At 73.0% G+C, this 23,576-nt stretch carries 18 protein-coding genes and 1 riboswitch; of the genes, 7 read left to right on the plus strand and 11 right to left on the minus strand.

The features are described from left to right. Window positions 1-10 precede the first annotated feature (10 nt). The 3 genes from NP064_RS15435 to NP064_RS15445 are packed head-to-tail and all read right to left on the minus strand — an operon-like array spanning window position 11 to window position 3,914. Window positions 11-1,060, minus strand: coding sequence for an ABC transporter ATP-binding protein (locus NP064_RS15435; protein ID WP_227569975.1), 1,050 nt, complete (start codon window positions 1,058-1,060; stop codon window positions 11-13). Further along, complete coding sequence (locus NP064_RS15440) at window positions 1,060-2,820, minus strand: ABC transporter permease (protein ID WP_227569974.1); 1,761 nt, start codon at window positions 2,818-2,820, stop codon at window positions 1,060-1,062. Before NP064_RS15440 ends, NP064_RS15435 begins: the two co-directional genes overlap by 1 nt. After that, window positions 2,796-3,914 carry a thiamine ABC transporter substrate-binding protein gene (locus NP064_RS15445; RefSeq protein WP_227569973.1) on the minus strand — a complete coding sequence of 373 codons (1,119 nt, stop codon included), beginning with the start codon at window positions 3,912-3,914 and terminating at the stop codon, window positions 2,796-2,798. The genes NP064_RS15440 and NP064_RS15445 overlap by 25 nt, the downstream gene beginning before the upstream one ends. A gap of 74 nt (window positions 3,915-3,988) precedes the next feature. Continuing rightward, a riboswitch (TPP riboswitch) is annotated at window positions 3,989-4,123 on the minus strand. Between the two features lie 69 nt (window positions 4,124-4,192). Here NP064_RS15445 and NP064_RS15450 point away from each other — a divergent pair. Next, complete coding sequence (locus NP064_RS15450) at window positions 4,193-4,471, plus strand: DUF4235 domain-containing protein (protein WP_227569972.1); 279 nt, start codon at window positions 4,193-4,195, stop codon at window positions 4,469-4,471. Between the two features lie 34 nt (window positions 4,472-4,505). Here NP064_RS15450 and mnhG read toward each other — a convergent pair whose 3' ends face one another. From mnhG to NP064_RS15480, 6 genes are read right to left on the minus strand one after another with little or no spacing between them, the layout of a single operon-like run. Continuing rightward, entirely contained in the window at window positions 4,506-4,985 is a 480-nt protein-coding gene (mnhG, locus tag NP064_RS15455) for a monovalent cation/H(+) antiporter subunit G (RefSeq protein WP_227569971.1), read from the minus strand. Next, window positions 4,982-5,368, minus strand: coding sequence for an MrpF/PhaF family protein (locus NP064_RS15460; protein ID WP_227569970.1), 387 nt, complete (start codon window positions 5,366-5,368; stop codon window positions 4,982-4,984). Before NP064_RS15460 ends, mnhG begins: the two co-directional genes overlap by 4 nt. Next, window positions 5,365-5,946, minus strand: a complete 582-nt coding sequence (locus NP064_RS15465; protein ID WP_227569969.1) for a Na+/H+ antiporter subunit E — start codon at window positions 5,944-5,946, stop codon at window positions 5,365-5,367. Before NP064_RS15465 ends, NP064_RS15460 begins: the two co-directional genes overlap by 4 nt. Continuing rightward, the gene (locus tag NP064_RS15470) at window positions 5,943-7,526 is read right to left on the minus strand and encodes a Na+/H+ antiporter subunit D (RefSeq protein ID WP_227569968.1); all 1,584 of its coding nucleotides are present in this window, start codon (window positions 7,524-7,526) and stop codon (window positions 5,943-5,945) included. Before NP064_RS15470 ends, NP064_RS15465 begins: the two co-directional genes overlap by 4 nt. Continuing rightward, complete coding sequence (locus NP064_RS15475; RefSeq protein ID WP_227569967.1) at window positions 7,526-8,080, minus strand: Na(+)/H(+) antiporter subunit C; 555 nt, start codon at window positions 8,078-8,080, stop codon at window positions 7,526-7,528. The genes NP064_RS15470 and NP064_RS15475 overlap by 1 nt, the downstream gene beginning before the upstream one ends. After that, window positions 8,077-11,118, minus strand: coding sequence for a Na+/H+ antiporter subunit A (locus NP064_RS15480; RefSeq protein WP_227569966.1), 3,042 nt, complete (start codon window positions 11,116-11,118; stop codon window positions 8,077-8,079). The genes NP064_RS15475 and NP064_RS15480 overlap by 4 nt, the downstream gene beginning before the upstream one ends. 256 nt (window positions 11,119-11,374) lie before the next feature. On the opposite strand from NP064_RS15480, the gene NP064_RS15485 reads away from it, so the two are divergent. The 3 genes from NP064_RS15485 (at window position 11,375) to NP064_RS15495 (ending at window position 15,528) form a co-directional block, all read left to right on the plus strand. Then, window positions 11,375-13,582, plus strand: coding sequence for a (Fe-S)-binding protein (locus NP064_RS15485; RefSeq protein ID WP_227569965.1), 2,208 nt, complete (start codon window positions 11,375-11,377; stop codon window positions 13,580-13,582). A 159-nt stretch (window positions 13,583-13,741) separates the two neighbouring features. Next, window positions 13,742-14,599, plus strand: a complete 858-nt coding sequence (locus NP064_RS16680; protein ID WP_284439675.1) for an excalibur calcium-binding domain-containing protein — start codon at window positions 13,742-13,744, stop codon at window positions 14,597-14,599. A 107-nt stretch (window positions 14,600-14,706) separates the two neighbouring features. Next, complete coding sequence (locus NP064_RS15495) at window positions 14,707-15,528, plus strand: hypothetical protein (protein WP_227569964.1); 822 nt, start codon at window positions 14,707-14,709, stop codon at window positions 15,526-15,528. Between the two features lie 22 nt (window positions 15,529-15,550). Here the strand turns inward: NP064_RS15495 and NP064_RS15500 are convergent, their stop codons facing one another. Then, window positions 15,551-16,678, minus strand: coding sequence for a hypothetical protein (locus NP064_RS15500; RefSeq protein WP_227569963.1), 1,128 nt, complete (start codon window positions 16,676-16,678; stop codon window positions 15,551-15,553). Between the two features lie 4 nt (window positions 16,679-16,682). Then, window positions 16,683-17,258 (minus strand): dCTP deaminase, encoded by a 576-nt coding sequence (dcd, locus tag NP064_RS15505; RefSeq protein ID WP_227569962.1) that lies wholly within the window; start codon window positions 17,256-17,258, stop codon window positions 16,683-16,685. 188 nt (window positions 17,259-17,446) lie between these two features. Here dcd and NP064_RS15510 point away from each other — a divergent pair, with 188 nt between their 5' ends. The 3 genes from NP064_RS15510 to NP064_RS15520 all read left to right on the plus strand — a co-directional run bounded on the left by NP064_RS15510 (window position 17,447) and on the right by NP064_RS15520 (window position 23,465). After that, window positions 17,447-19,948: a glycoside hydrolase family 94 protein gene (locus NP064_RS15510; protein WP_227569961.1), complete on the plus strand. Its 2,502-nt coding sequence runs from the start codon at window positions 17,447-17,449 to the stop codon at window positions 19,946-19,948. A gap of 158 nt (window positions 19,949-20,106) precedes the next feature. Continuing rightward, entirely contained in the window at window positions 20,107-22,506 is a 2,400-nt protein-coding gene (locus tag NP064_RS15515; RefSeq protein WP_227569947.1) for a glycoside hydrolase family 94 protein, read from the plus strand. Further along, window positions 22,503-23,465, plus strand: a complete 963-nt coding sequence (locus NP064_RS15520; protein ID WP_227569946.1) for an aldose epimerase family protein — start codon at window positions 22,503-22,505, stop codon at window positions 23,463-23,465. Before NP064_RS15515 ends, NP064_RS15520 begins: the two co-directional genes overlap by 4 nt. The last annotated feature ends 111 nt before the right edge of the window (window positions 23,466-23,576 follow it).

Consider the following 23,576-nt stretch of genomic DNA (forward strand, 5'->3'; position numbering starts at 1 on the left):
CACCTGAAGGTCAGAGCAGGGCCACAGCCTGCGGGTCTACCCCCAGCGCCACGTCGTCTCCCGGCGCGGCCGAGACCCCCGGGCGTGCCGCAGCGGTCACCCGCCCGATGCCCTCGACGCGCACCCCGAGCTCGGTGCGCCCACGCCGGAACGCCGACGAGAGCACGACGCCACGGGCCAGCGCCCCGGCCTCGGCGAGGGAATCGCCCGGGAGCACCACGAGCGCGCCCTCCGCGAGAGCCGCGAGCCGCGCCCCCGCCGGGATGTCCCCGCCGAGGGACGCGCGCACCCGCGCGCCCAGCGGCGAGTCGAGGGGGACGAACGCCTCGTACCCGAGGAACTCGGCGACCTCGCGGGTCGCCGGCCGCCGCCACAGGTCGGCGGGGGTTGCCGCCTGCAGCAGGCGCCCCGCGCTCATCACCGCGACCCGATCGCCCACCGTGGCAGCCTCGTCGTGGTCGTGCGTGACGAACAGCGCCGTGGTGCCGGTGGCGACGAGGGCGGCCCGCAGATCGTCGGCGAGGCGCTCTCGCAGCGCCCGGTCGAGGGCCGACAGCGGCTCGTCGAGCAGCAGCAGGCGCGGCTGCGGCGCCAACGACCGGGCCAGCGCGACCCGCTGCCGCTCCCCGCCCGACAGCGTCGCCACCGAGCGCGCGCCGTACCCGGCCAGCCCCACGAGGTCGAGCAGGCCGGCCACCCGGGCGCGCCGCTCCGCTCGGGGGAGCCGCGCCATGCGCAGCCCGAACTCGACGTTGCCCGCGACGTCCCGGTGAGGGAACAGCTGGCCGTCCTGGAACATCAGGCCGAACCCGCGACGGTGCACCGGGACCCCGGCGAGGTCCTGCCCGTCCCAGGCGACGGCGCCCCCGGCGAGCGGCTCGAGGCCCGCGATGGCGCGGAGCACGCTCGACTTGCCGCAGCCCGAGGGTCCGAGCAGCGCCACGACCTCGCCCCGCCGCACCTCGAGGCTGAGCCCGTCGACCGCGGGCGGTCCCTGGTCGCGGCCCTTGCGGGCGTCGTCGTACCGGACGCTCATGGCGTCGATCGTGAGCCCGTCCATCAGAGCTCCCCTCCTGCTGGGCCGCGCAGGCGCTCGGCGACGGAGATGATCCCGGCGGTGACCAGGGCGAGCAGCACCGACGCGGCCAACGCCATGCCGTGGTTCTCCGCGCCGGGCCGGCCGATGAGCTTGAAGATGACGACCGGCAGCGTGGGCCGGTCGGGGCGGGCGAGGAAGGACGTGGCGCCGAACTCGCCGAGGGACACGGCGAACGCGAGCCCGACGGCGAGCCCCAGCGCCCGGACCGCCATCGCCACGTCGACGGAGGCGAGCACCCGGCCCGGCCCCGCGCCCAGCGCGGCGGCGGCCTCGCGCAGCCGGGGGTCGATCGCGCGCAGCACCGGCAGCACGGTCCGCACCACCAGCGGCACGGCGACGACCGCCTGGGCGATCGGCACCAGCAGCGCGCTGCGGCGCAGGTCGAGGTCGAGCCCGAAGGGGTTGTCCAGGGTGAGCAGGAAGCCGAACCCGACGGTCACGGCCGAGACACCCAGCGGGAGCATGAACACCGCGTCGAGCAGGGAGACCGCGCGGCGGGCCGAGCGGCGGCGAGGGCGGCGGGAGACGACGAGCGCCACGAGCCCCCCGACCACCACCGCGATGACCGTCGCGTCGAACGCGATGCGCAGCGAGTTCGCCGCGGCCTCCCACACCGTCACCGTGAGCGCGTTGCCGCCGCCTGTGGTCCCCAGGGCCGCGTAGTTGCCCAGCCCCCACCCCGTGGGCGTGCGCAGCGAGCGCACCACGAGGCTGGCCAGGGGCAGCGCGATCAGCACGACCACCAGCGCCGTCACACCGGCCGCCACGGCGTCGGACCCGTTGCGCAGCCGCAGGGGGCGCTCGCCTCCCGCGGGCGCCGCGAGTGACAGGGCGCGCTCCCGGGTGCGGCGGGCGCGCGCGGCGACGGCGAGCGCCGCCGCGACGATCACGAGCTGCACCACGGACAGCACGGACGCCGCGCGCAGGTCCAGGAACTGGGTGGTCTGGATCCAGATCTCGGTCTCGATGGTGCCGTACCGCATCCCGCCCAGCACCAGCACCGTCCCGAACGCGGTCGCCGAGAACAGGAACACCAGCGACGCCGCCGAGGCGATCGCCGGGGCCAGTGCGGGCAGGGTCACCGAGCCGAAGGCCCGCAACGGCGAGGCTCCGAGGGCCCGTGCCGCCTGCTCGGTGCGCGGGTCCAGGTGCTCCCACAGGCCGCCCACGGTGCGCACCACGAGCGCGTAGTTGAAGAACACCAGCGCCGCGACGATGGCCGCGAACGTCCCGTCCAGCCCCAGGAAGTCCAGCGGGCCGCCGGTGGCGAGCAGCGAGCGGAACGCGACGCCGACCACCACCGTGGGCAGCACGAAGGGGACCGTGACGAAGGCCCGCACGGCGGCGCGCCCCGGGAACCGGCGACGGTGCAGCACGTAGGCGCCCGGCACCCCGAGCGCCACCGCGATCACCGTGGCGATGCCGGCCTGCGCCAGCGTGAGCCCGATGATCCGCCAGGTCCGCTGCCGCGCGAAGACCTCGGTGAACGCGGACAGGTCCAGCGCGCCGTCGGTGGTGAACCCCCGGGCCACGAGCGTGGCGACGGGCCAGGCGAAGAAGACGCCCAGGAAGGCCAGCGGGACGGCCGCGGCGAGCGCCCACCACAAGGCCCCGCCCACGCCCGACCGACCGCGCCCCGCACGCGGGGGGCGGCCGGACGAGGCGGGCGCGGACGGCCGGGGCGCGTCGAGCGTGGTCAGCCCGTGACGATGTCCGTCCATGCCCTGATCCACTCGTCGCGGTGCTGCTCGATGGCCGCGGGGGCCACCGCGAAGGGGGCGTCCGCGAGCGGCGCCCACCGGGCCCACTCGGCGGGCAGTTCGACGTCGCCGCTCACCGGGTACATGTACATGGAGCCGGGGATGCCGGCCTGCACCTCGTCCGAGAGCAGGAAATCGACGAGCTGCCGGGCGCCGTCCGGGTTCTGCGCGTTCGCCAGCACCCCGGCGTACTCGACCTGCCGGAAGCAGGTGTCGAGCAGCGCCGACGTGGTCGGCTCCGAACCGCCCTCGGGCACGGTGAACGGCGGGGACGACGCGTACGAGAGCACGAGGGGCCGCTGGCCCTGGCCGCTGCCGCCCGAGAAGTCGACGTCGTACGCGTCGGACCAGCTCTCGACCACCTTGACGCCGTTCGCCTGCAGCCGCTGCCAGTACTCCTGCCAGCCGTCCTCGCCGAAGGCGCCCACCGTGGCCAGCAGGAACGACAGCCCTGGGGAGGACGTCGCGGCGTTCGTCACGACGAGCTGATCCCGGTACTCCGGCCGGGCCAGGTCCTCGAGCGTGGCCGGCGCCGCGAGCCCGCGCTCGGCGAACCACGCGTCGTCGACGTTCACGCACACGTCGCCCACGTCGATCGCGGTGAGCGAGCCGGAGTCGTCCGGGGCGTACTGCTCCGCGTCCGCGGCCGCGGGGGCCTGCGACGTGTAGGGGTCCAGCACACCCGCGTCGATGGCCCGCGAGGCGAAGGAGTTGTCGATCCCGAAGACGGCGTCGCCGAGCGGCGCGTCCTTGGTCAGCACGAGCTGGTTGACCAGCGACCCGCCGTCACCGGGCGTGACGATCTCGACGCGCAGGCCGGACTCCCGCTCGAAGGACTCGATCAGGCCGTCGCCCACAGCGAACGAGTCGTGGGTGACGAGGGTGACCGTGTCCGACGGGCTGGACGGGTCGTCCGAGGCGTCGATAGCCGAGCAGGCGCTCAGCGCGAGCGCCGCGACGGCCGCGACGGCGCCCGCCCGACGTGCTCGTGCGGCCGGGGTCGGTGAGGCCCGGCGCGCTCCCGCGGATCGGTGGGGCATGGTGGTGCGTGGCATGGCGTCCTCCCAGATGCAGGAGGGGGTCGCCGCCGCCACCGGTCCCGCGGCATCCGCCGTGGCCGACGACGACGGGACTGAGAAGCCCGACTCCCTACGCCGGTGTGACCCGGATCAGGTTCGAGGGTCTGCGGATGGCCCGCACTCTCAGCGCCCTGGACCCCTCGGCACGTCGCCGGAGGGGCTGTGGCGCTCCCCTGTCGTTCAGCGGCGAGACTACACCGCGCGTACGGTGAGCAGCAGCCTCGCCCCCGTTTCCCCACCCCTGAGGAGGATCAGTGAACGACGAGCAGAAGAACTCGATGCTCGCCAAGGTCGCCGGCGCGGCCGTCGCCCTGGCTGCCGCCTGGGTCGCCCACAAGGCGATCGACGCCGCGTGGAAGGCCGCCAGCGGGCACAAGGCGCCGAAGCCGGACGACGACGGCGACGCTGGCCTGAGCGAGCTCGTCGCGGCCGCAGCCCTCAGCGGCGCCCTGGTCGCCGCGTCCCGGGTGCTCGCCACCCGCGGGACGAAGTCCTTCGCGTCGCGGGTGAACCGCAACCGCCTCACCCGCTGACCGCGGCGGGAGCAGGGCGCCGGGCGCCGGGACGTCAGTCGAAGCCGGGCTTCCCGTCGGTGTCCGGGTCGTTCCGGCGGCTGGCGTCCGGGCGGGCTCCCGGCTCGGGCCGCTGGTCGTTGTCCGGCACCGGCGGCGCGACGTTCTGCGGCTCGGCGCTGTCCGCGCGCGCCTGGTCGAGCGTGAGCTCGTCCACCACGAGCAGGTCCTTGCGCACCTTGCCGGTGCGGTAGCCCGCGCGCCCCACCATGTGGGCGGCGACGGGCGCGGTGATCATCTGGAACAGCACCACCAGGACGAGCGCGCCCACCTCGGGCCCGGGCCCGAGCCGCAGCGCGAGGCCGATGAGCACCAGCACCAGGCCGAGCACCTGCGGCTTGGTGCCGGCGTGCATCCGCGACAGCAGGTCGGGGAAGCGCAGCACGCCCACGCCCGCGGCGAAGGCCAAGAACGCCCCGCCGATCATGCACGCGGACGCGACGACGTCCGCCACAGCCATCCAGTCGATGCTCATCGCAGCTCACCGCCGTACTGGTCGCCCGAGGGGTCGGCGCTGGGACCCGCGGCGCTCTCCCGGCGAAGCCGCTCGGCCTCTTCAGCCGCGATCTCCTCGCGGGTGCGCACGCGCCCCTCGCCCTCCGGCTCCACCGAGGCGAACCGCGCGATGGTCACGGAGGCCACGAACCCGACCAGCGCGAGCGCCACCAGGATCGGCACGATGTCCGCACGACGCTCGACGGCCGCGTACAGGGCGCCCGCGGAGATCATCGTCGCGACGACGATGTCCAGCGCGACGGTCCTGTCGAGCATCGACGGGCCCTTCTCGACGCGCACCACGGCCATGGCGCAGCCGACCGCCAGCAGCGCGCTGCACACGATCACCACCCAGTCGCTCACGCGTTCACCCCTTCCCCACGACGCCCGCGAGCCGGGCGCAGCGGAAGCCCCGCCTGGCGCAGCTCCTCGTCGGAGGCGAACGCGCGCAGCACCCGCTCCTCCTGGGCCAGGACCGTCTGCCGGGCCTTCTCCACACCGCCCGACTGCTCGACGTCCAGCACGTGCAGGTACAGCTTGCCGGTCAGCCGGTGCGCCTCGACCACGAGGGAGCCAGGCACCAGCGACGACAGCTCGGAGGTGAGCGTCAGGTACAGGTCGGAGTGGCTGCGCAGCTGCACGCCGATGACCGCGCCGTGCGGGACATGCCCGGGGCGAAGCGCCAGCAGGCTCACCTCGAACGACGCGCGCACCAGGTCGAAGGCGAACCGCCCGACCAGGCGCATCAGCCCCAGCGGGCGCACGCGGCCGTGGAACACGATCGGCGTCATCCGCAGGCCGCCGGTGACCAGCACGCCGATCAGGAGCCCGACGATCAGGTTCGCGACGCTGAGGGAGCCCCACAGCATCATCCAGACGAACGCCAGCCACACGACGGTGGGCCACTGCCGGATCACAGACCGGCGGCGCGACGGGCTCACGGGGTCACCTCCGGCGCCGGGGTCTCGAGCTCGATGACGGCCTCGTCGGACACCACGTCCGCCGACTCGCCCGCGCCGCGCACACCGTCCGGCAGGACGGCGTCGATGTACGGCGACCGCTCCTTGAGGGCGTCGGCGGCACGCTCGGTGTAGGCGTACAGCGGGCCGCCCGCGAAGGTCAGCGCCAGGCCGAGGCCGACGAGCGCGGCGGTGGGGCCGATCATCCCGCCCGGCAGCCGGGTGTCGGGCAGCTCGGCCGGCGGCGTCTGCCAGAACGCCTTGTTCCAGGCCTTCACCAGCGCGTACAGCGTCAGCAGCGACGTCACCACGCCACCGACCACGAGCGTGTACGCCAGCGGGGTGCCAAGCTCGACGCCGGCCTGCAGCAGGCCGACCTTGCCGAGGAACCCGGACAGCGGCGGGATGCCCGACAGGTTCATCGCCGGGATGAAGAACAGGATGGCGAGCACCGGCGCCAGCTTGGCGAGGCCGCCGAGCCGGTCGAGGCTCGTGGTGCCGCCGCGGCGTTCGATGAGCCCGACCACCAGGAACAGCGCCGTCTGCACCGTGATGTGGTGGGCGACGTAGTAGATGGACGCCGTCCAGCCCATGGTGGTGGACAGGGCGATGCCGAAGATCATGTAGCCGATGTGGCTGACCAGGGTGAACGAGAGCAGACGTTTGATGTCGTCCTGCGCCACGGCGCCCAGGATGCCGATGATCATCGTCGCCAGCGCGGCCCACATCAGCACGTCGTCGAGCCGGCCCTCGGGGAACAGCAACGTCTGGGTACGGATGATCGCGTAGACGCCGACCTTGGTCAGCAGGCCCGCGAACACCGCCGTGACCGGCGCGGGCGCCGTCGGGTAGGAGTCGGGCAGCCAGGCGGAGAGCGGGAAGATGGCCGCTTTGATGCCGAACGCGACGAGCAGCATGATCTGCAGCACCAGCCGCACGCCCGGGTCGATCTCCGGCAGCCGCACGGCGAGCTGGGCCAGGTTCACGGTGCCCGTCGCCGCGTAGATCATCGCGATGGAGATGAGGAACAGCGCCGAGGACAGCAGCGCCACGACCACGTAGATGCTGCCCGCCCGGATCCGCTCCCCGGTGCCGCCCAGCGTCAGCAGCACGTAGGACGCCGCGAGCAGGATCTCGAAGCCGACGTAGATGTTGAACAGGTCGCCGGACAGGAACGCGTTCGCGACCCCCGCCGTCAGCACCAGGTACGTCGGGTGGTAGATCGAGACCGGGGCTGCCTCGTCACCGTCCGCGTCACCCTCGGCGAGCGAGTACAGCAGCACCGCCAGGGTGACCGCGCTGGAGATGGTGAGCATCAGAGCCGAGAGGCGGTCCGCGACCAGGTCGATGCCCACCGGCGCCGCCCAGCCGCCCACGTCGACCACCAGCGGCCCGCCGTCGGCGAGCACCAGCAGTGTCGCGGAGGCGGCCAGCACCAGGCTCAGCGCGATGACGCTGATCAGGCGCTGCGCTCGCGGCTTGCGGTAGAGCGCCAAGGCCAGCCCGGCGCCGAACAGCGGCACCACGACGGGCAGCGGCACCAGCCACGTCGGGTCGTTCATCACGGGCGCTCCTCGGGGTTGGCGGATCCGGCGTCGCCGTCGGCGTCTGCCGGCCCCGCGTCCTCGGAGGCTGTGGCCTCCGCGCCTCGGAGCACCTCGTCCGTCTCGTCTCGGGTCTCCGCGGCCTCGTCGTCCAGCGTCTCGCCGGCGTCCTCGGTGTCGCGGTCGGTGAAGGCGTGCTCGTCGATGGCGGCGAGCCGCGCGATACGGCGGTCCTCGACGTCGTCCTGCACCTCGTCGTGGCGGTGCAGCTGCCACGAGCGGTACGCCATGGCCATGAGGAAGGCCGTCATGCCGAGCGTGATGACGATGGCCGTCAGCACCATGGCCTGCGGCAACGGGTCGCTCATCTCGGAGACCGGCGCGTCTCCCACGATCGGCGGCTTGCCGGCGGCGCCCCCCGAGATCAGGAACAGCAGGTTCGCGCCGTTGCCGATCAGGATCACGCCGATCAGCACGCGGGACAGGCTGCGCTCGAGCAGCAGGTAGACGCCGACGGTGAACAGCACGCCGATCACCACGACCAGCACGATGTTGGGGCTCATGTCGATCATCGGGCGCCTCCGCTCTCGCCGGCGCCACGCGAGCCCTGCGCGATCACCGCCGACACGTCGTAGGAGTCCGGCCCGTCGCCTTGCTCGGCCTGCTGGTCGATCTCCGCGCCGAGGCTGCGCAGGATGTCGAGCACCAGGCCGATCACCACGAGGTACACGCCCACGTCGAAGAACAGCGACGTCACCAGGTGCACGTCCCCGACCAGCGGCAGGTGGAAGTCGAGCATCCAGGACTGCAGCACCGAGCCGCCCGCGAGCAGCGCGACGATGCCGACGCCGGCGGACAGGAACAGGCCGCTGCCGAGCAGGAGGCCGGGCTGCACCGGGGCGGCCTCGCCCAGCTCGTACCTGCCACCCGCGAGGTACCGCACCACGAGCGCGATACCGGTGATGAGGCCGGCCGCGAACCCGCCGCCTGGCGAGTTGTGCCCGGAGAACAGCAGGAACACCGAGTAGACGATCATCGAGTGGAACAGCAGCCGCACGGTGACCTCGAAGATCACCGACCGGCGCTGCGGGGCGAGTGTGCTCCCGGCGCGCAGCCACTCACGCGAGCGCGATCCAGTGCCGGACTGGCTGCCGGTTCCGCCGCCGCCCGGGCGCTGGGCCGCGGTGGGCTGGCGCAGCGCGGCCATCGGGTCGCTGCCGCCGCCCCACACCTGGCGGCTCTCCGCGGCGTCGTCGGTGCGGAAGATGGCCCCTCCACGGCGCCTCAGGAAGACCAGCGACGCGACGCCGGTGGCTGCCACGAGCAGCACCGAGATCTCGCCCATGGTGTCCCAGGCGCGGATGTCCACGAGGGTCACGTTGACGATGTTCTTGCCGCCGCCGAACTCCACGGCCTCGACGGCGAAGCTCTCCGAGACGGGCGCGTGCATGCGGGCGCCGGGCACCACGAGGGCCAGGCCCGCGACGGTCAGCCCGACCGCGATCCCGATGCCGAGGCGCAGCCAGCGCGACGCCGCGAGGGGCCGGTTGGAGAAGTACGGGGGGAGGCGGCGCAGCACCAAGACGAACACCGTCAGCGTGACCGTCTCGGTGAGCACCTGGGTCAGCGCCAGGTCCGGGGCGCCGTGCAGCAGGAACAGCCCGGCCACGCCGTACCCGCCCACGCCGACCAGGATCACGGCCTTCAGGCGCCGGCGGGCCCGCGCGGCCAGGATCGCGGAGACGATGACGAGGAGGCCGAGCGCCGCCTGCGCGGGGGTGTCCCACGCCTTGACGTCGTCGGGGAGCGCGGTTGAGGTCAGCAGCGCGCCGCCGACCGCCAGCACGAACACGCCGAGGATCCAGCCCAGGTACACGGGCAGGGAACCGCGCTGCGTGAGCGCCGTGACGTCCGCCGCGACCTCGTCGAGCTTGCGCATGAACCGCCGGTAGACGCGGTCGGCCTCCGGGCCGGCCGACAGGGCCGCCTGCAGCCGCTCCACCGGGCGACGGCCCACGAAGAGCAGGACGCCGATGCCCACGACCAGCACGGTCAGGCCCAGCGTCGGGGTCAGTCCCGCCCACAGCGCCAGGTGCCCGGGCTCGCCCAGGGGGTAGGTGTCGGCGTAGGGCTGCAGCAGGTCCTCGCCGAACGTCGGCAGCAGCGCCACGGCGAGCCCCAGCACCGCCAGCACGAGCGCGGGCATCACGAGCAGCGGCGCCGGCTTGGTGATGGTCGCGGGGGCGGCGGGCCGCTCCAGCTCGGCGGGCGTGGCGCCGGCCGAGGCGTCGGTGGGCAGCGCGTGGATGACGGGCTTGGTGGCGAACGCGCCCCACCACAGGCGCAGGCCGTAGGCGACGGTCAGCATCGAGCCCACCACCACGGCCGCGAGGACGACACCGCCCATCCAGCCCTGGTCCAGGTGGGCCAACGACTCGAGCGCGGCCTCCTTGGCCACGTAGCCGGCCAGCGGCGGCAACCCGATCATCGACGCGGTGGCGAGCCCGGCAGCCGTCGCGGTGACGGGCAGCGCCCTTCCGACCCCCGACAGGCGGCGGAGGTCACGGGTGCCGGTGGCGGCGTCGACAACGCCGACCACCAGGAACAGCGACGCTTTGAACATGGCGTGCGCGCCGAGCATCGCGAGCCCGGCCAGCGCCGTGGCGCGGGTGCCCATGCCCACCAGCAGGATGATCAGGCCCAACTGGCTGACGGTGCCGAAGGCGAGGATGAGCTTGAGGTCCTGCTGGCGGAGTGCGCGGTAGCCGCCGAGCAGCAGCGTGCCGCAGCCGAGCACCACGACCATGGCCTGCCAGACGGCCAGCTCGGAGTACGCGGGCGCGAACCGGGCGACCAGGTACACCCCGGCCTTCACCATCGCGGCGGCGTGCAGGTACGCGCTCACCGGCGTCGGCGCCGCCATCGCCGCCGGCAGCCAGAAGTGGAAGGGGATCAGCGCGGACTTGCTCACGGCGCCCACGAGCAGGCACGCGACGGCGATCGTGATCGCCGTGCCGTGCGGCGGGTCGGCGATCACCTCGGAGATCCGGTACGTGCCCGCGGCCGAGCCGAGCAGGATGATGCCGATGAGCATCACCAGGCCGCCGGCCGTGGTGATGACGATGGCCTGCATCGCCGCGCGACGGCTGGCCTTGCGCTCGTTGTAGTGGCCGATGAGCAGGTACGACAGCACCGTCGTCAGCTCCCAGAACACGTACAACAGCAGCATGTCGTCCGAGACGACCAGGCCGAACATGGCGCCGGCGAACGCCGTGAGCGTCGCCGAGAAACGGCCCAGCCCTCGGGCGCTGGCGGAGAAGTACGCCGAGCAGTAGATGAGCACCAGCGCGCCGATGCCGCCCACCAGCAGGCACATCAGCCAGGACAGGGTGTCCAATCGGAACGCGAGCTCGAGGCCCAGGCCGGGGATCCACTGGACCACCTCGACCGGGCCGTTCCCGGCCATGACGTCACCGCTGAGGGCGAGGGCCCACACCGCCACCGACGCAGGGGCCAGCGCGAGGACCCAGAACGCTTTGCGCCCCAGCCACGACACCAGCGCAGGCGCAGCCAAGGCTGCGACGAGATGCACGGCGAGCAGTGTCAGCACGTCCGCTCCGTCCTGTGGTGGGCGGGTGGTCGGTCAGACCCCTGGGGGCAGGGGAAGTACGTGTGTTTTTGACTGGTGCGGGCAGCTTCGAGCACGCGTGACGACCACAGTGGGCCGACCACGATGCGTGACTGGATTGGCACGCAGCCTACCAAGCGCGAATGTATGCCTCGGTCGCCTGATCAGCCGTGACGGCTGGCTGACCGCGTGCGAAGGTCCTCCACCCACCCCCAGCGGGACCCGCTAGCGTGACCTGGTGACCGCCCTGGAGATCGTCTGCCTCGTCGTCGTGGTCCTCGCCACCTTGGTCGGCACGGCGGTGTTCGTGAGAGGCGCTGTCGCCATCGTCCGCACGGTCCGGACGGGGACGTCGGAGCGCGGCCGGTGGCGTCCGGTGGGGCCCCGCCTGCGCATCGTCCTCGACGAGGCGCTGAGCCACGACCGCTTCCAGGGCCGCCCTGTGGTGCGGGCCGCGCACTGGGCGGTGATGCTCTCCTTCCCGGTGCTGTTCTTCACCCTGGTGACGGGATACGCGCAGATCGTGGACCAGCGTTTCGCGCTCCCGCTGATCGGCCACCTCCCGCTGTGGGAGTGGATCACCGAGGCCATCGCGTGGGCGTCGCTGGTCGGCATCGTGGCGCTCATCGGCATCCGCCAGCGGCGCCGCCCGCGACCCAGCGACCCGGCCAGCGAGCAGCGGCGGTCGCGGTTCTTCGGGTCCAACGAGGCCCAGGCGTACTTCGTCGAGGCGACCGTGCTGCTGGTGGTGCTGGCCGTCCTCGTGCTCCGCGGGCTCGAGCACGCGCTGCTCGCCCAGGACGCGACGACCGCGCACCTGGCGGGGGCGTGGCACTTCCCGCTGACGGCCTGGTACGGCGCCCCCCTGGAGGGCCTGTCCACCGGCGCCCTCGAGGCGGCCGTGGTGGTCGCCGCGACCGTGAAGATCCTCGTGTCGATGTCGTGGTTCGTGGTGGTGGGCCTGCAGCCCACGATGGGCGTGGCTTGGCACCGGTTCCTCGCGGTCGTGAACATCTACGCCCGCCGCTACCCGCAGGGCGGCGTGTCCCTCGGCCCTCTGCAGCCCATCCAGGTGGGCGGGGCGGCGCTCGACATGGCCACCATCGAGGACCTGCCCGACGACGCGCGGCTGGGCGTCGGCGCCATCGAGGACTTCACGTGGAAGGGCCTGCTCGACTTCGCGAGCTGCACCGAGTGCGGCCGCTGCCAGGACCAGTGCCCTGCCTGGGCGACGGGCAAGCCGCTGTCCCCCAAGCTCGTGACGTTGGCCCTGCGCGACCACGCGGCCGCCACGGCGCCGTACCTCCAGGCGGCTCGGTCCGCCGGGGCGGACGGTTCCGGGGCCACGGCCGACGAGTCGCACGCCGGCCTCGACCTGATCGGCGCGGGCGTGCTCGACCCGGACGCGCTGTGGGCCTGCACCACGTGCGGCGCCTGCGTGCAGCAGTGCCCCGTGGACATCGAGCACGTCGACGCGATCGTGGACGTGCGCCGCTACCAGGTGCTCATGGAGTCGGCGTTCCCCAAGGAGCTCGGGGGCACGTTCACGAAGCTCGAGCGGCAGGGCAACCCCTGGGGGCTGCCGGCGCGCGCCCGGCTCGACTGGGCCAAGGGGCTGCCCTTCGACGTGCCCGTGGTCGGCGCCGACGTCGACTCCGCCGCGGACGTCGACTACCTGTTCTGGGTGGGCTGCGCGGGCGCCTACGAGGACCGCGCCAAGCGCACCACCCGCGCCGTCGCGGAGCTGCTGCACACGGCCGGTGTCTCGTTCGCGGTGCTGGGCGACGGCGAGTCCTGCACGGGCGACCCGGCCCGCCGCGCCGGCAACGAGGTGCTGTTCCAGATGCTCGCGACCGCGAACGTCGAGACGCTCAACGAGGTCGGCGCGCAGGCCATCGTCGTCACGTGCGCGCACTGCTTCAACACCATCAGCCGTGAGTACCCGCAGCTGGGCGGGCGGTACGACGTGGTGCACCACAGCGAGCTGCTCAACCGGCTCGTCGCCGAGGGCCGCCTGACCCCCACCGACCCCCAGCCCGGGACCCCCGCCGACGGGCAGCGCGTCACCTACCACGACCCCTGCTACCTGGGCCGGCACAACCAGGTGTACGCGCCCCCACGCGAGCTGCTGGGCGCGCTGCCCGGCGTCGAGCTCGCCGAGATGCCCCGCAACCGCGAGAACTCCTTCTGCTGCGGAGCCGGTGGCGCCCGCATGTGGATGGAGGAGTCGATCGGCACGCGCATCAGCACCAACCGGGCGGCCGAGGCCGTCGCGACGGGCGCCGACGTCGTGGCCACCGCCTGCCCGTTCTGCACGGTCATGCTCTCCGACGGGGTCGCCGCGCAGCCCGCCGCCGCCGGTGGCGTCTCCACCCCGCCGGTGGGCGTCCCCGAGGTCGTCGACATCGCCCAGCTCCTGCTCGACCGCGTCCGCGCCCGCGACTGACCCCGTCGCGCCCGGCCTCGCGGGATGGCGACCGCGTCCGGCGTCTCGGTGGGGACCGCTAGGCGGTACTCGCGCGTCTGAAGCGTGGACGCGAGCCTTCCGCCGCCTCCTCCAGCGACCTAGCGTTATCGAGGAGACGCGACAGGCCGGGGGGCAGTCATGTCGGACGACGCCACACACCGCGGCACGCCGGGGGATGACAAGGGCCCTCGCAGACGACGGCGGCCCTGGTACTTCTGGCCGGTCGCCGCGGTCGCCTTCGCGGTCATGGCCTTCGTGTTCTTCGGGCTCGGAGCGGCCGCTGGCACCGTGCCGAACACGACCTCCCCGCCTCAACAGGCGGAGGGCAGCTCCCCCGCGCCGGACCCATCCGACCCGGACCCAGACGACGTGGAGCGGCAGCGTGACCGGGCGGTCGACGAGGCGGAGCAGTGCGCTGAGGACCTCCTCGCCGCCACGGCCGCAGCCAAGAACGCGCTCGACGACCTCGAGGAACGTGAGGCTGCGGTCTCCCAGGAGGAGGACCGGCTCGACGAGCTCGCCGTCGCCCTGAAGGGGCGGGACGACGACATGGCGGCAAGCCAGCAGGCGCAGGATGACCGGACGAAGGAGCTGGACGCGGCGAGCGCCGAGCTCCAGGCCCGCGAGGACGAGCTCGCAGCGGCGCAGCGCGAGCACGACGACCGCACCAAGGAGCTCGCCGCCGCCAGGACCGAGCTCGAGGAACGGACGAAGGCCGTGTCCGAGGCCGAGGAGAAGATCCGCGGCGCAACGCCGACGCCCGCAGCACCTCCGGAGCCGGCGCCGACATCAGAACCCGCGCCCACGCCTGCGCCCGCACCGGCGGCACCGCCACCTCCACCACCTCCTCCCGCGCCCGCACCCGCGCCCGATGTCGACGCGTACTACGAGAACTGCGCGGCCGCGCGAGCCGCGGGCGCGGCTCCGGTCTACGTCGGGGAGCCCGGCTACGGCCCCCATCTCGATCGCGACCGGGACGGCGTCGGCTGCGAATGACCCTCGGCGGAGAGGCCGCCACCCGTGCGGAGAGGGCGGCGGGCGATGAGCGGGCGGGCCACTGCTCGACGTACCGTGGAAGCGGACCCGATCGGCTGGGGGCAGCCATGGCGGACGACGATCGCGCGGAGGACTGGGGCCCGGGGGCGGCGGTGAGGCCGGCTGGGAGCACACCCCGCAGACGCGCCCTGTACGACCGGCCGATCCTGATCGCCTGTCTGGCGGCTGGCCTGGCGGTGGGCCTGCTGGCGGGGTTGTCGCTGGCGACGCTGCGGGTCACCCGCACCCCGGTGTACCGGGCGCTGGCGGACCACGTCCAGCAGCTCGCGGACCAGCGGGACGAGGCGACGGGCACGGTGGAGTCGCTCCGCGAGGACCTGGAGTCGTCGCAGCAGACGGCGCAGGGCCTGCAGGCCAAGGTCGTCGAGTTCGAGGGGATCCAGGCCCAGGACGCGGCGCGCGACGGCGCCCTCGCCGAGCGGGAGGCCGCGCTGACGGCGGGCGAGTCGGCGCTGGCGGCGAACCGGCAGGAGGCCGAGAAGCGGGAGAAGGCCCTGGCCGCCAGGGAGTCGACGATCAAGGACCGGGAGAAGGCTGTCAGCGCCAAGGAGGGGCAGGTGTCCCGCGCTGACGCGGCGACCGGCACGTCGAAGGCGACCGGCGGCAGCGCTGCGGAGAAGGCGGCTCTCGAGGCCCGCGCCGCCGAGGTGGAGCGTGCCGCCGCGAACCTCGCGGCACGGGAGGCGGCGGTGAGCGCCCGGGAGTCGAAGGTCAGCGCCCGGGAGGACGCGGCGTCGAGGGCTGGCTCGGCCCCGCCCACGTGCACGCCGCCATCAGCGGCCGGGGCCCCAGCGCCTCAGCCCGCGCCTGCGCCCGCTCCCGAACCGGAGCCAGCACCTGCGCCCGAGCCGGAGCCTGCCGTGCCATGACCCGCCGCGGCGTGCGACGGGCCTAGAGGTCCTCGGGCGCCACGAGGAACTCCGCGGCGTCGGCGATCTCGCCGCCGACCGCGGCGTGCAGCTCCCGCACGATGGCCTGCATGGGAGGGATGGCGCGGCCGCGGGCGACCTTGTGCGCGAATGAGGGCCGCTCGAGCTCGAGCTCGTCGACGTCGGACGGCTCCCAGCGCACCCGGTACGCGACGGCGCCGGCCCTGGTCCACGGCAGGTCGCGGAGCAGCGGGGGCAGGATCTCCTCGGCGCCGACCTCGAGCGCGACGAGCCCGTCGACCCCGAGGTCCACGATCGCGCCGAACCCCTCGCGCGGCGGCGGGTCCGCGAGCATCGCCGCGTCGTAGGCAAGGGCCTCGGCGACGAGCCGCTCGCGCTCCCGCTCATCCTGGACGCCATGCTGCGCCAGCGCCGCGCTCAGCCCTGAGCCGCCGCGCTCGGGCAGGCCCGTGCCCATGATCCCGGCGAGCGCCCGGCGCCCCGCGTCGGTGGCCGGTCCTGCCCAGGGCGTCCCGTCCATCGCGAGGCGGGCGCGCGGAACCGCCCGCTGCACCACGGCCAGGGCCTCGTCGGGCTCGAGCCAGCGGCTGCTGTAGAGCGTGAGGTCGATGGTCCCGTCGACGTCGGGGTGGAGCACCACGCCGTGCTCGCCGGTGCGCACGGCGCCGCCCAGCCGGCGCGCCGCCGCGACCAGCCACAGCAGCACGCGCTCCTCCTCGCGGATGGGCATCGCGTCGGGGAAGGCCCGCTTGAGGCCGTCGCGGTCGCCGCCCGGGTACGGCTTGGCGCCGCGCTCACGAGGGCAGGCCGCGTCATACACGACGGCGGTCTGGGCGGGGAGCCCCAGGCTCACGGCCTCGGCCTGGTCCACGGCGTAGGGGCCTGTCAGGGTGGAGAGCCGCGAGACGCGCAGCACCCCCGGCTCGACGGGCGCCGAGGAACGACCACGCCCGGCCGCCCGATCCGGCTCGGCTCCGGGCAGCCGCTCCCAGCGGGCGGACGGGAACCGGCTGATGGCGAGCACCTCGACCTCGTCGGCCCCGATGCCCGCGGGGAGCGCGAGGAGGTGACGCGTGCGCAGGCCCAGGTCGTCGAGCGGGATCCGGGGCAGCACAGGGGGCCAGACCACGGTCCTAGACCTCCGTGCGGTGGAAGCTCTGCCACGAGCGCGACGCTGTGGGACCGCGCTGGCCCTGGTAGCGCGAGCCGTACTCGCTCGACCCGTAGGGGTGCTCGGAGGCCGAGGACAGCCGGAAGAAGCACATCTGGCCGATCTTCATCCCGGGCCACAGCAGGATCGGCAGCGTCGCGACGTTCGACAGCTCGAGCGTGACGTGCCCGGAGAACCCGGGGTCGATGAAGCCCGCCGTGGAGTGCGTGAGGAGGCCCAGGCGCCCCAGCGACGACTTGCCCTCCAGACGCGCCGCGATGTCGTCCGGCAGGGACACCGCCTCGTACGTGGAGCCCAGGACGAACTCCCCGGGGTGCAGCACGAAGGGCTCGTCTCCCTGGACCTCCACCAGCCGGGTGAGGTCCGGCTGCTCGGCCGCGGGGTCGATCACCGGGTACTTGTGGTTGTCGAACAGCCGGAAGAACCGATCGAGCCGGACGTCGATGCTCGACGGCTGGAGCATGGTCGCGTCGTAGGGATCGAGCTGGACCCTGCCGGACTCGAGCTCGGCGGTGATGTCGCGGTCGGAGAGAAGCACGTGCCCACCGTAACGGTCACCCGTGCCCCACCGTTCCCAGAGGGGGGGCGAGGGTCTATGCTCGTGCCCGTGAGATCGCGTGGGAGCGCTCTCGCGCCCACCCAGCGCCGCGTCGGCCACTTCCCGCACAGCCGCGGGAGCACCCCCATGGACGCGCGGCACCTCCGAGCACGCGAGAGGCACAACGAATGCGGTACGGCCACTTCGACGACGCAGCCCGCGAGTACGTCATCACGACGCCTCACACGCCCTACCCCTGGATCAACTACCTGGGCTCAGAGCAGTTCTTCTCGCTCCTGTCGCACCAGTCGGGCGGGTACTCGTTCTACCGCGACGCCAAGATGCGCCGCCTGACGCGATACCGCTACAACAACATCCCCACGGATGAGGGCGGCCGGTACTTCTACATCAACGACGGCGGCGACGTCTGGACCCCGTCCTGGATGCCGGTCAAGGCCGAGCTCGAGCACTTCGAGGCCCGCCACGGCCTGGGTTACTCGACCATCACGGGCGAGCGGGGCGGCCTGCGGGTCGAGTCGCTGTTCTTCGTGCCGCTCGGTGAGAACGCCGAGGTGCAGAAGGTCACGGTGACCAACACCTCCGCCGCGGCCAAGAGCTTCACGCTGTTCTCGTTCGTCGAGTTCTGCCTGTGGAACGCCCAGGACGACCAGACGAACTACCAGCGCAACCTGTCGATCGGCGAGGTCGAGGTCGAGATGGACGGGCCGTCCGGCTCGGCGATCTACCACAAGACCGAGTACCGCGAGCGCCGCGACCACTACGCCGTCTACGGCGTGAACGCCCAGGCCAGCGGCTTCGACACCGACCGCGACACGTTCGTGGGCGCCTACAACGGCCTGGGCGACGCCGCGGTGCCGCTCGCCGGGAAGTCGGCCGGCTCGGTCGCCTCCGGCTGGTACCCGATCGGCTCCCACTCGCTCGACATCACGCTGGCCCCGGGCGAGTCCGCGAGCCACACCTTCGTGCTCGGCTACATCGAGAACCCGCAGGACGAGAAGTGGGCCCCGGCCGACGACGCCGCGGGCATCGCCGACAAGCAGGTCATCAACAAGACGCGCGCCCACGAGCTCCTGGCCCGCTTCGCGACGACCGAGCAGACCGACGCCGCGTTCGAGGCGCTCAAGGCCCACTGGACCGAGCTGCTCTCCGGCTACTCGGTGTCCAGCACCGACGAGAAGCTCGACCGCATGGTCAACGTGTGGAACCAGTACCAGTGCATGGTCACGTTCAACATGTCCCGCTCGGCCTCGTACTTCGAGACGGGCATCGGGCGCGGGATGGGCTTCCGCGACTCCAACCAGGACCTGCTCGGCTTCGTGCACCTCATCCCCGAGCGCGCCCGCGAGCGGATCCTCGACATCGCCGCCACGCAGTTCCCGGACGGCTCGGCGTACCACCAGTACCAGCCGCTGACGAAGCGTGGGAACAACGACATCGGGTCGGGCTTCAACGACGACCCGCTGTGGCTCATCGCCGGCGTGGCCGCGTACATCAAGGAGTCGGGCGACTTCTCGATCCTCGACGAGCAGGTGCCGTTCGACAACGACGAGTCGCTCGCCGAGTCGCTGTTCGAGCACCTCACGCGCTCGTTCCGCTACACAATCGACAACCGCGGCCCGCACGGCCTGCCGCTGATCGGCCGTGCCGACTGGAACGACTGCCTCAACCTCAACTGCTTCTCCAACGAGCCGGGCGAGTCGTTCCAGACGACCGAGAACCAGGCCGGCGGGGTCGCGGAGTCCGTGTTCATCGCCGCGCAGTTCGTCCTCTACGGCGCCGAGTACGCCGAGCTGGCCGAGCGCCGTGGCCTGGCCGACGTCGCCGCCGAGGCGCGCGCCGCGGTCGAGGACATGCGCGCCGCGGTGCTGTCGCACGGCTGGGACGGCGACTGGTTCCTGCGGGCGTACGACTTCTACGGCAACAAGATCGGCACGGACGAGAAGCCCGAGGGCAAGATCTGGATCGAGCCGCAGGGCTTCGCGGTCATGGCCGGCATCGGCGTCGAGGGCGCCGACCCGACCACGCCCGAGGCCAAGGCCAGCCCCGCGATCAAGGCGCTCGACTCGGTCAACGAGATGCTCGCCACCGACCACGGCATGGTGCTCCAGTACCCGGCCTACACGAGCTACCAGATCGAGCTCGGCGAGGTCTCCACGTATCCCCCGGGCTACAAGGAGAACGGCGGCATCTTCTGCCACAACAACCCGTGGGTCATCATCGGCGAGACCGTGGTGGGTCGTGGCGCGCAGGCGTTCGACTACTACAAGCGCATCACGCCGGCGTACCGCGAGGACATCTCCGACGTGCACAAGCTCGAGCCGTACGTGTACGCGCAGATGATCGCTGGCAAGGAGGCCGTGCGGCACGGTGAGGCCAAGAACTCGTGGCTCACCGGCACCGCCGCGTGGAACTTCGTGGCCGTCTCGCAGTACCTGCTGGGTGTGCGCCCGGGCTACGACGGCCTGGTCGTCGACCCGCAGATCGGCCCGGACGTCCCCGAGTACACCGTGACCCGCCGCGCGCGGGGCGCCGTGTACGAGATCACGGTGACGAACTCCGGCGCCCCGGGGGCCCGTGCGGCCCTCGAGGTGGACGGTGTGGCGGTCGACGGCAACGTCGTGCCGTACGCCCCCGCCGGCTCCACGGTCAAGGTGCGCGCCACCCTCTGACCTGCCGTATCCCGCCGTGGGCCGGGTGTGCTGAGCTGCTGCTCAGACGCCCGGCCCACGGCGTCCAACGAGCGTGAGGGGTCCCCGCCCACCGACCCCCTGCGGCGGGACATCCACTGACGGTCGGGCCGACCCGAGCACCGAAGGGCACAGCGACGATGCGCTACGGCCATTTCGACGACGACGCGCGCGAGTACGTCATCACCCGACCCGACACCCCGCGCGCGTGGAGCAACTACCTGGGCTCCCGGCGGTACGGCGGCATCGTCACGCAGAACGCCGGCGGGTACAGCTTCTACCGGTCGGGTGGCACGGGGCGCCTGCTGCGGATGCGGTTCAACGGGGTGCCGCAGGACGAGAGCGGCCGGTACGTCTACCTGCGCGACGATGTGACGGGCGACTTCTGGTCCGCGTCGTGGCAGCCCGTCGGCAAGCCGCTCGACGGCCCAGGCGCGTACCGGGCGACCGTCCGCCACGGGCTCGGGTACTCGGTGCTCGAGTCCTCCTACGCGGGCATCGACACCGAGATGACGATGTTCGTCCCCCGCGACCAGGCCTTCGAGCACTGGTCGCTGCGGATCACCAACACCGGCGCCGAGCCGCGCGTGATCTCGGCGTTCTCCTACGCCGAGCTGGCGAACGACTGGGGCTTCCGCCAGGACCTGGAGAACCTCCAGTACAGCCAGTACGTGGTCCGGGCCGACTACCGCGACGGGTTCATCCACCGGGTCAACCGCACGCGGGCCGCGACGAGCGAGTGCTGGTTCGCGCTCAGCGGCGCCGAGGTCGTCTCGTTCGACACCGACCGCGACGCGTTCCTGGGCGCCTACCGCACCACCGCGGCCCCGTTGGCCGTCGAGAAGGGCGAGTGCTCGGGCAGCGAGACGTGGGGTGACAACGCGTGCGCGTCCCTGCACACGCGCCTCGAGCTGGCGCCCGGCGAGACCCGGCAGATCGTCTTCACCCTGGGCGTCGGCTCCCCCGACGAGCCCTGGGACGACGGGGACGCCGTGCTGCCTCCCGGCCGCGAGCTCGTCGCCGCGCACGCGACGCCCGAGCGCATCGCCGCCGAGGTCGACGCGCTGCGCGAGGAGTGGGCGGCCCGGCTCGCGCCGCTGCACGTCACCACCCCCGACCCGCAGCTCGACTCGATGGTCAACGTGTGGCACGCCTACCAGACGCACATGACGTTCAACTGGTCCCGCGGGGTCTCGCTGATCGAGGCGGGCGACCGTGACGGCCTCGGCTTCAGGGACACCGCCCAGGACATCTTGGCGATCGTGCACTCCATCCCCGACGCCGCCCAGGAGCGCCTGAACCTGCTGCTCACCGGGCAGACCGCCGAGGGCGGCGCGCTGCCGCTGGTCCACCCGCTGACCCACACTCCGGGCAAGGAGCAGGCCCCGCAGCTCGAGCAGTACCGCAGCGACGACGCGCTCTGGCTGCCGATGTCGGTCACCGCCCTGGTCAACGAGACGGGCGACCTCGACTACCTGTCGACCACGCTGCCCTACGCCGACGCGGGCGAGGACACCGTGCTGGGCCACCTGGTGCAGGCGCTGCGCTTCTCGCTCGAGCACCGTGGCGCGCACGGGCTGGTCCAGGGCCTGGCGGCCGACTGGAACGACTGCCTGCAGTTCGGCGTCGAGGGCGAGTCGATGTTCTCCACGTTCCTGCTGGCCAACGGGCTGCGCGCGGTCAGCGAGCTCGCGGCGCTGATCGGCGACGGCTCCGTGGCGGCGTGGTGCGTCGAGCAGCTGTCTCTGCTGCTCGAGGCCATCGAGGGCGCGTGGGACGGCGAGTGGTACGTGCGGGGCATCTCCGCCGTCGGGGTCCCGCTCGGCTCCGCGGACGCCGACGAGGGCCGCATCTACCTGGAGCCGAACGTGTGGGCGGTGATCTCCGGGGCGGCGAGCCCGGGGCGCGCCCGGCAGGCCATGGACGCCGTCCACGAGCACCTGTCCTCGGAGCACGGGGTCGCGCTGTGCGCGCCCCCGCACACGCGCCCCCTGGACGGCGTCGGGCTGTCGTTGCTGGTGTTCCCGCCCGGGCACAAGGAGAACGGCGGCATCTTCTGCCACGCGACCGCGTGGGCCGTCGTCGCCGAGGCGATGCTGGGCCACGGGGAGCGGGCGTACGAGTACTACCGCGCCTACCTGCCGGGCCGGCACAACGACGACGCCGGCCTCCGGCAGACCGAGCCCTACGTGTACTCGCAGTTCACGCACGGCCCGTCGTCCCCGCGGTTCGGGCAGTCCCGCAACCCGTGGCTGACGGGCGCCGCGAGCTGGACGTACGTGGCCGTGACGCAGCGGATCCTCGGCGTCAGGCCGGTTCCCACGGGGCTCAAGGTGGACCCGTGCGTCCCCGCCGACTGGGACGGGTTCACGGTGCGACGAGACTTCCGAGGTCGATCGGTGACGATTCAGGTCGCCAACCCGGACGGAGTGAACAGAGGAGTGGCAATGCTCAGCGTGGACGGCACAGCAGTGGACGGGGACATCGCTCCCACGGACCTGCTCCGGGACGGCTCCCTGGTCGAGGTGGTGCTCGGATGAGCGCCTCCCCGGTGATCGAGCTCGAGTCGTCCGGGTGGCGCCTCGGCGTGCTGCCCCGCACCGGAGCCTCCCTGGCCCACGGCCGCGTCCTCGTGGACGGGGAGTGGCTCGACCTGCTGCGCCCCACCCGCCCGACCGCCTACGGCAACCCCGAGCTGTGCTCGAGCTTCCCGATGGTCCCGTGGTCCAACCGCGTCCGCGACGGCCAGCTCCGCTTCCGCGGCCGCTCGTGGACCCTGGCGCACAACGGCGCCGACGGCACCGCGATCCACGGCGCCACCCGCGACCACACCTGGCAGGTCGCCTCGCAGGCGTCTGACCGCGTCGAGCTGACCCTCGACAGCCGCGGCCTGGTGGGCGTGAACTTCCCCTGGCAGTTCCGCGCCGCGATCGCCTACGCGCTGGACGGCGACCGGCTGACCGTCACCACCACCGTGGAGAACGTCGACACCGAGCCCTTCCCGGCCGGGTTCGGCCACCACCCGTACTTCGAGCGGCGCCTGCGGCCCGTCGAGCAGCACGGGACGCCAGGCCCGGACGAGGACGCCGACGGCTCCGACGCGCTGCTCGAGCTCCCCTTCGATCGGGCGTTCCCCCTGGCCGAGGGCATGGCCACCGGGCCCGCGGGCGACATCCCGGCGCGCGCCGACTACCGCGCGGCCCGGGTGATCGGGCACGACTTCGTCGACGACGTGCTCACCGCGCAGCGCGACGGCGAGCCCGCGGCCCGTCTCGCGTACCCCGACCACGGCCTGGGCGTGCGCCTGGACATGGACCCCGTCTACGAGAGCCTCGTGGTGTACGTGCCCCGCCGGCGCGCGTACTTCGCCGTGGAGCCCGTGACCAACACGAACGACGGGTTCGGGCTCTTCGAGGACGGCGTGCCCGGCACCGGGGTGTTCGTGCTCGAGCCCGGCGAGTCACGCACCGGCTCGTTCAGCCTCACGCTCGAGCGCTGACACCCCCTCGGCCCTGCTGGCCGGACCCCCGGTGGACGTGATCCACCCCTGGGGGTTCGGTCCAGCGGCTCGGGCGGGTATATTGGTCGGCGCGTGGCCGACGTCGACCGT

The organism is Cellulomonas chengniuliangii, from assembly GCF_024508335.1.
GTDB classification, from domain to species: domain Bacteria; phylum Actinomycetota; class Actinomycetes; order Actinomycetales; family Cellulomonadaceae; genus Cellulomonas_A; species Cellulomonas_A chengniuliangii.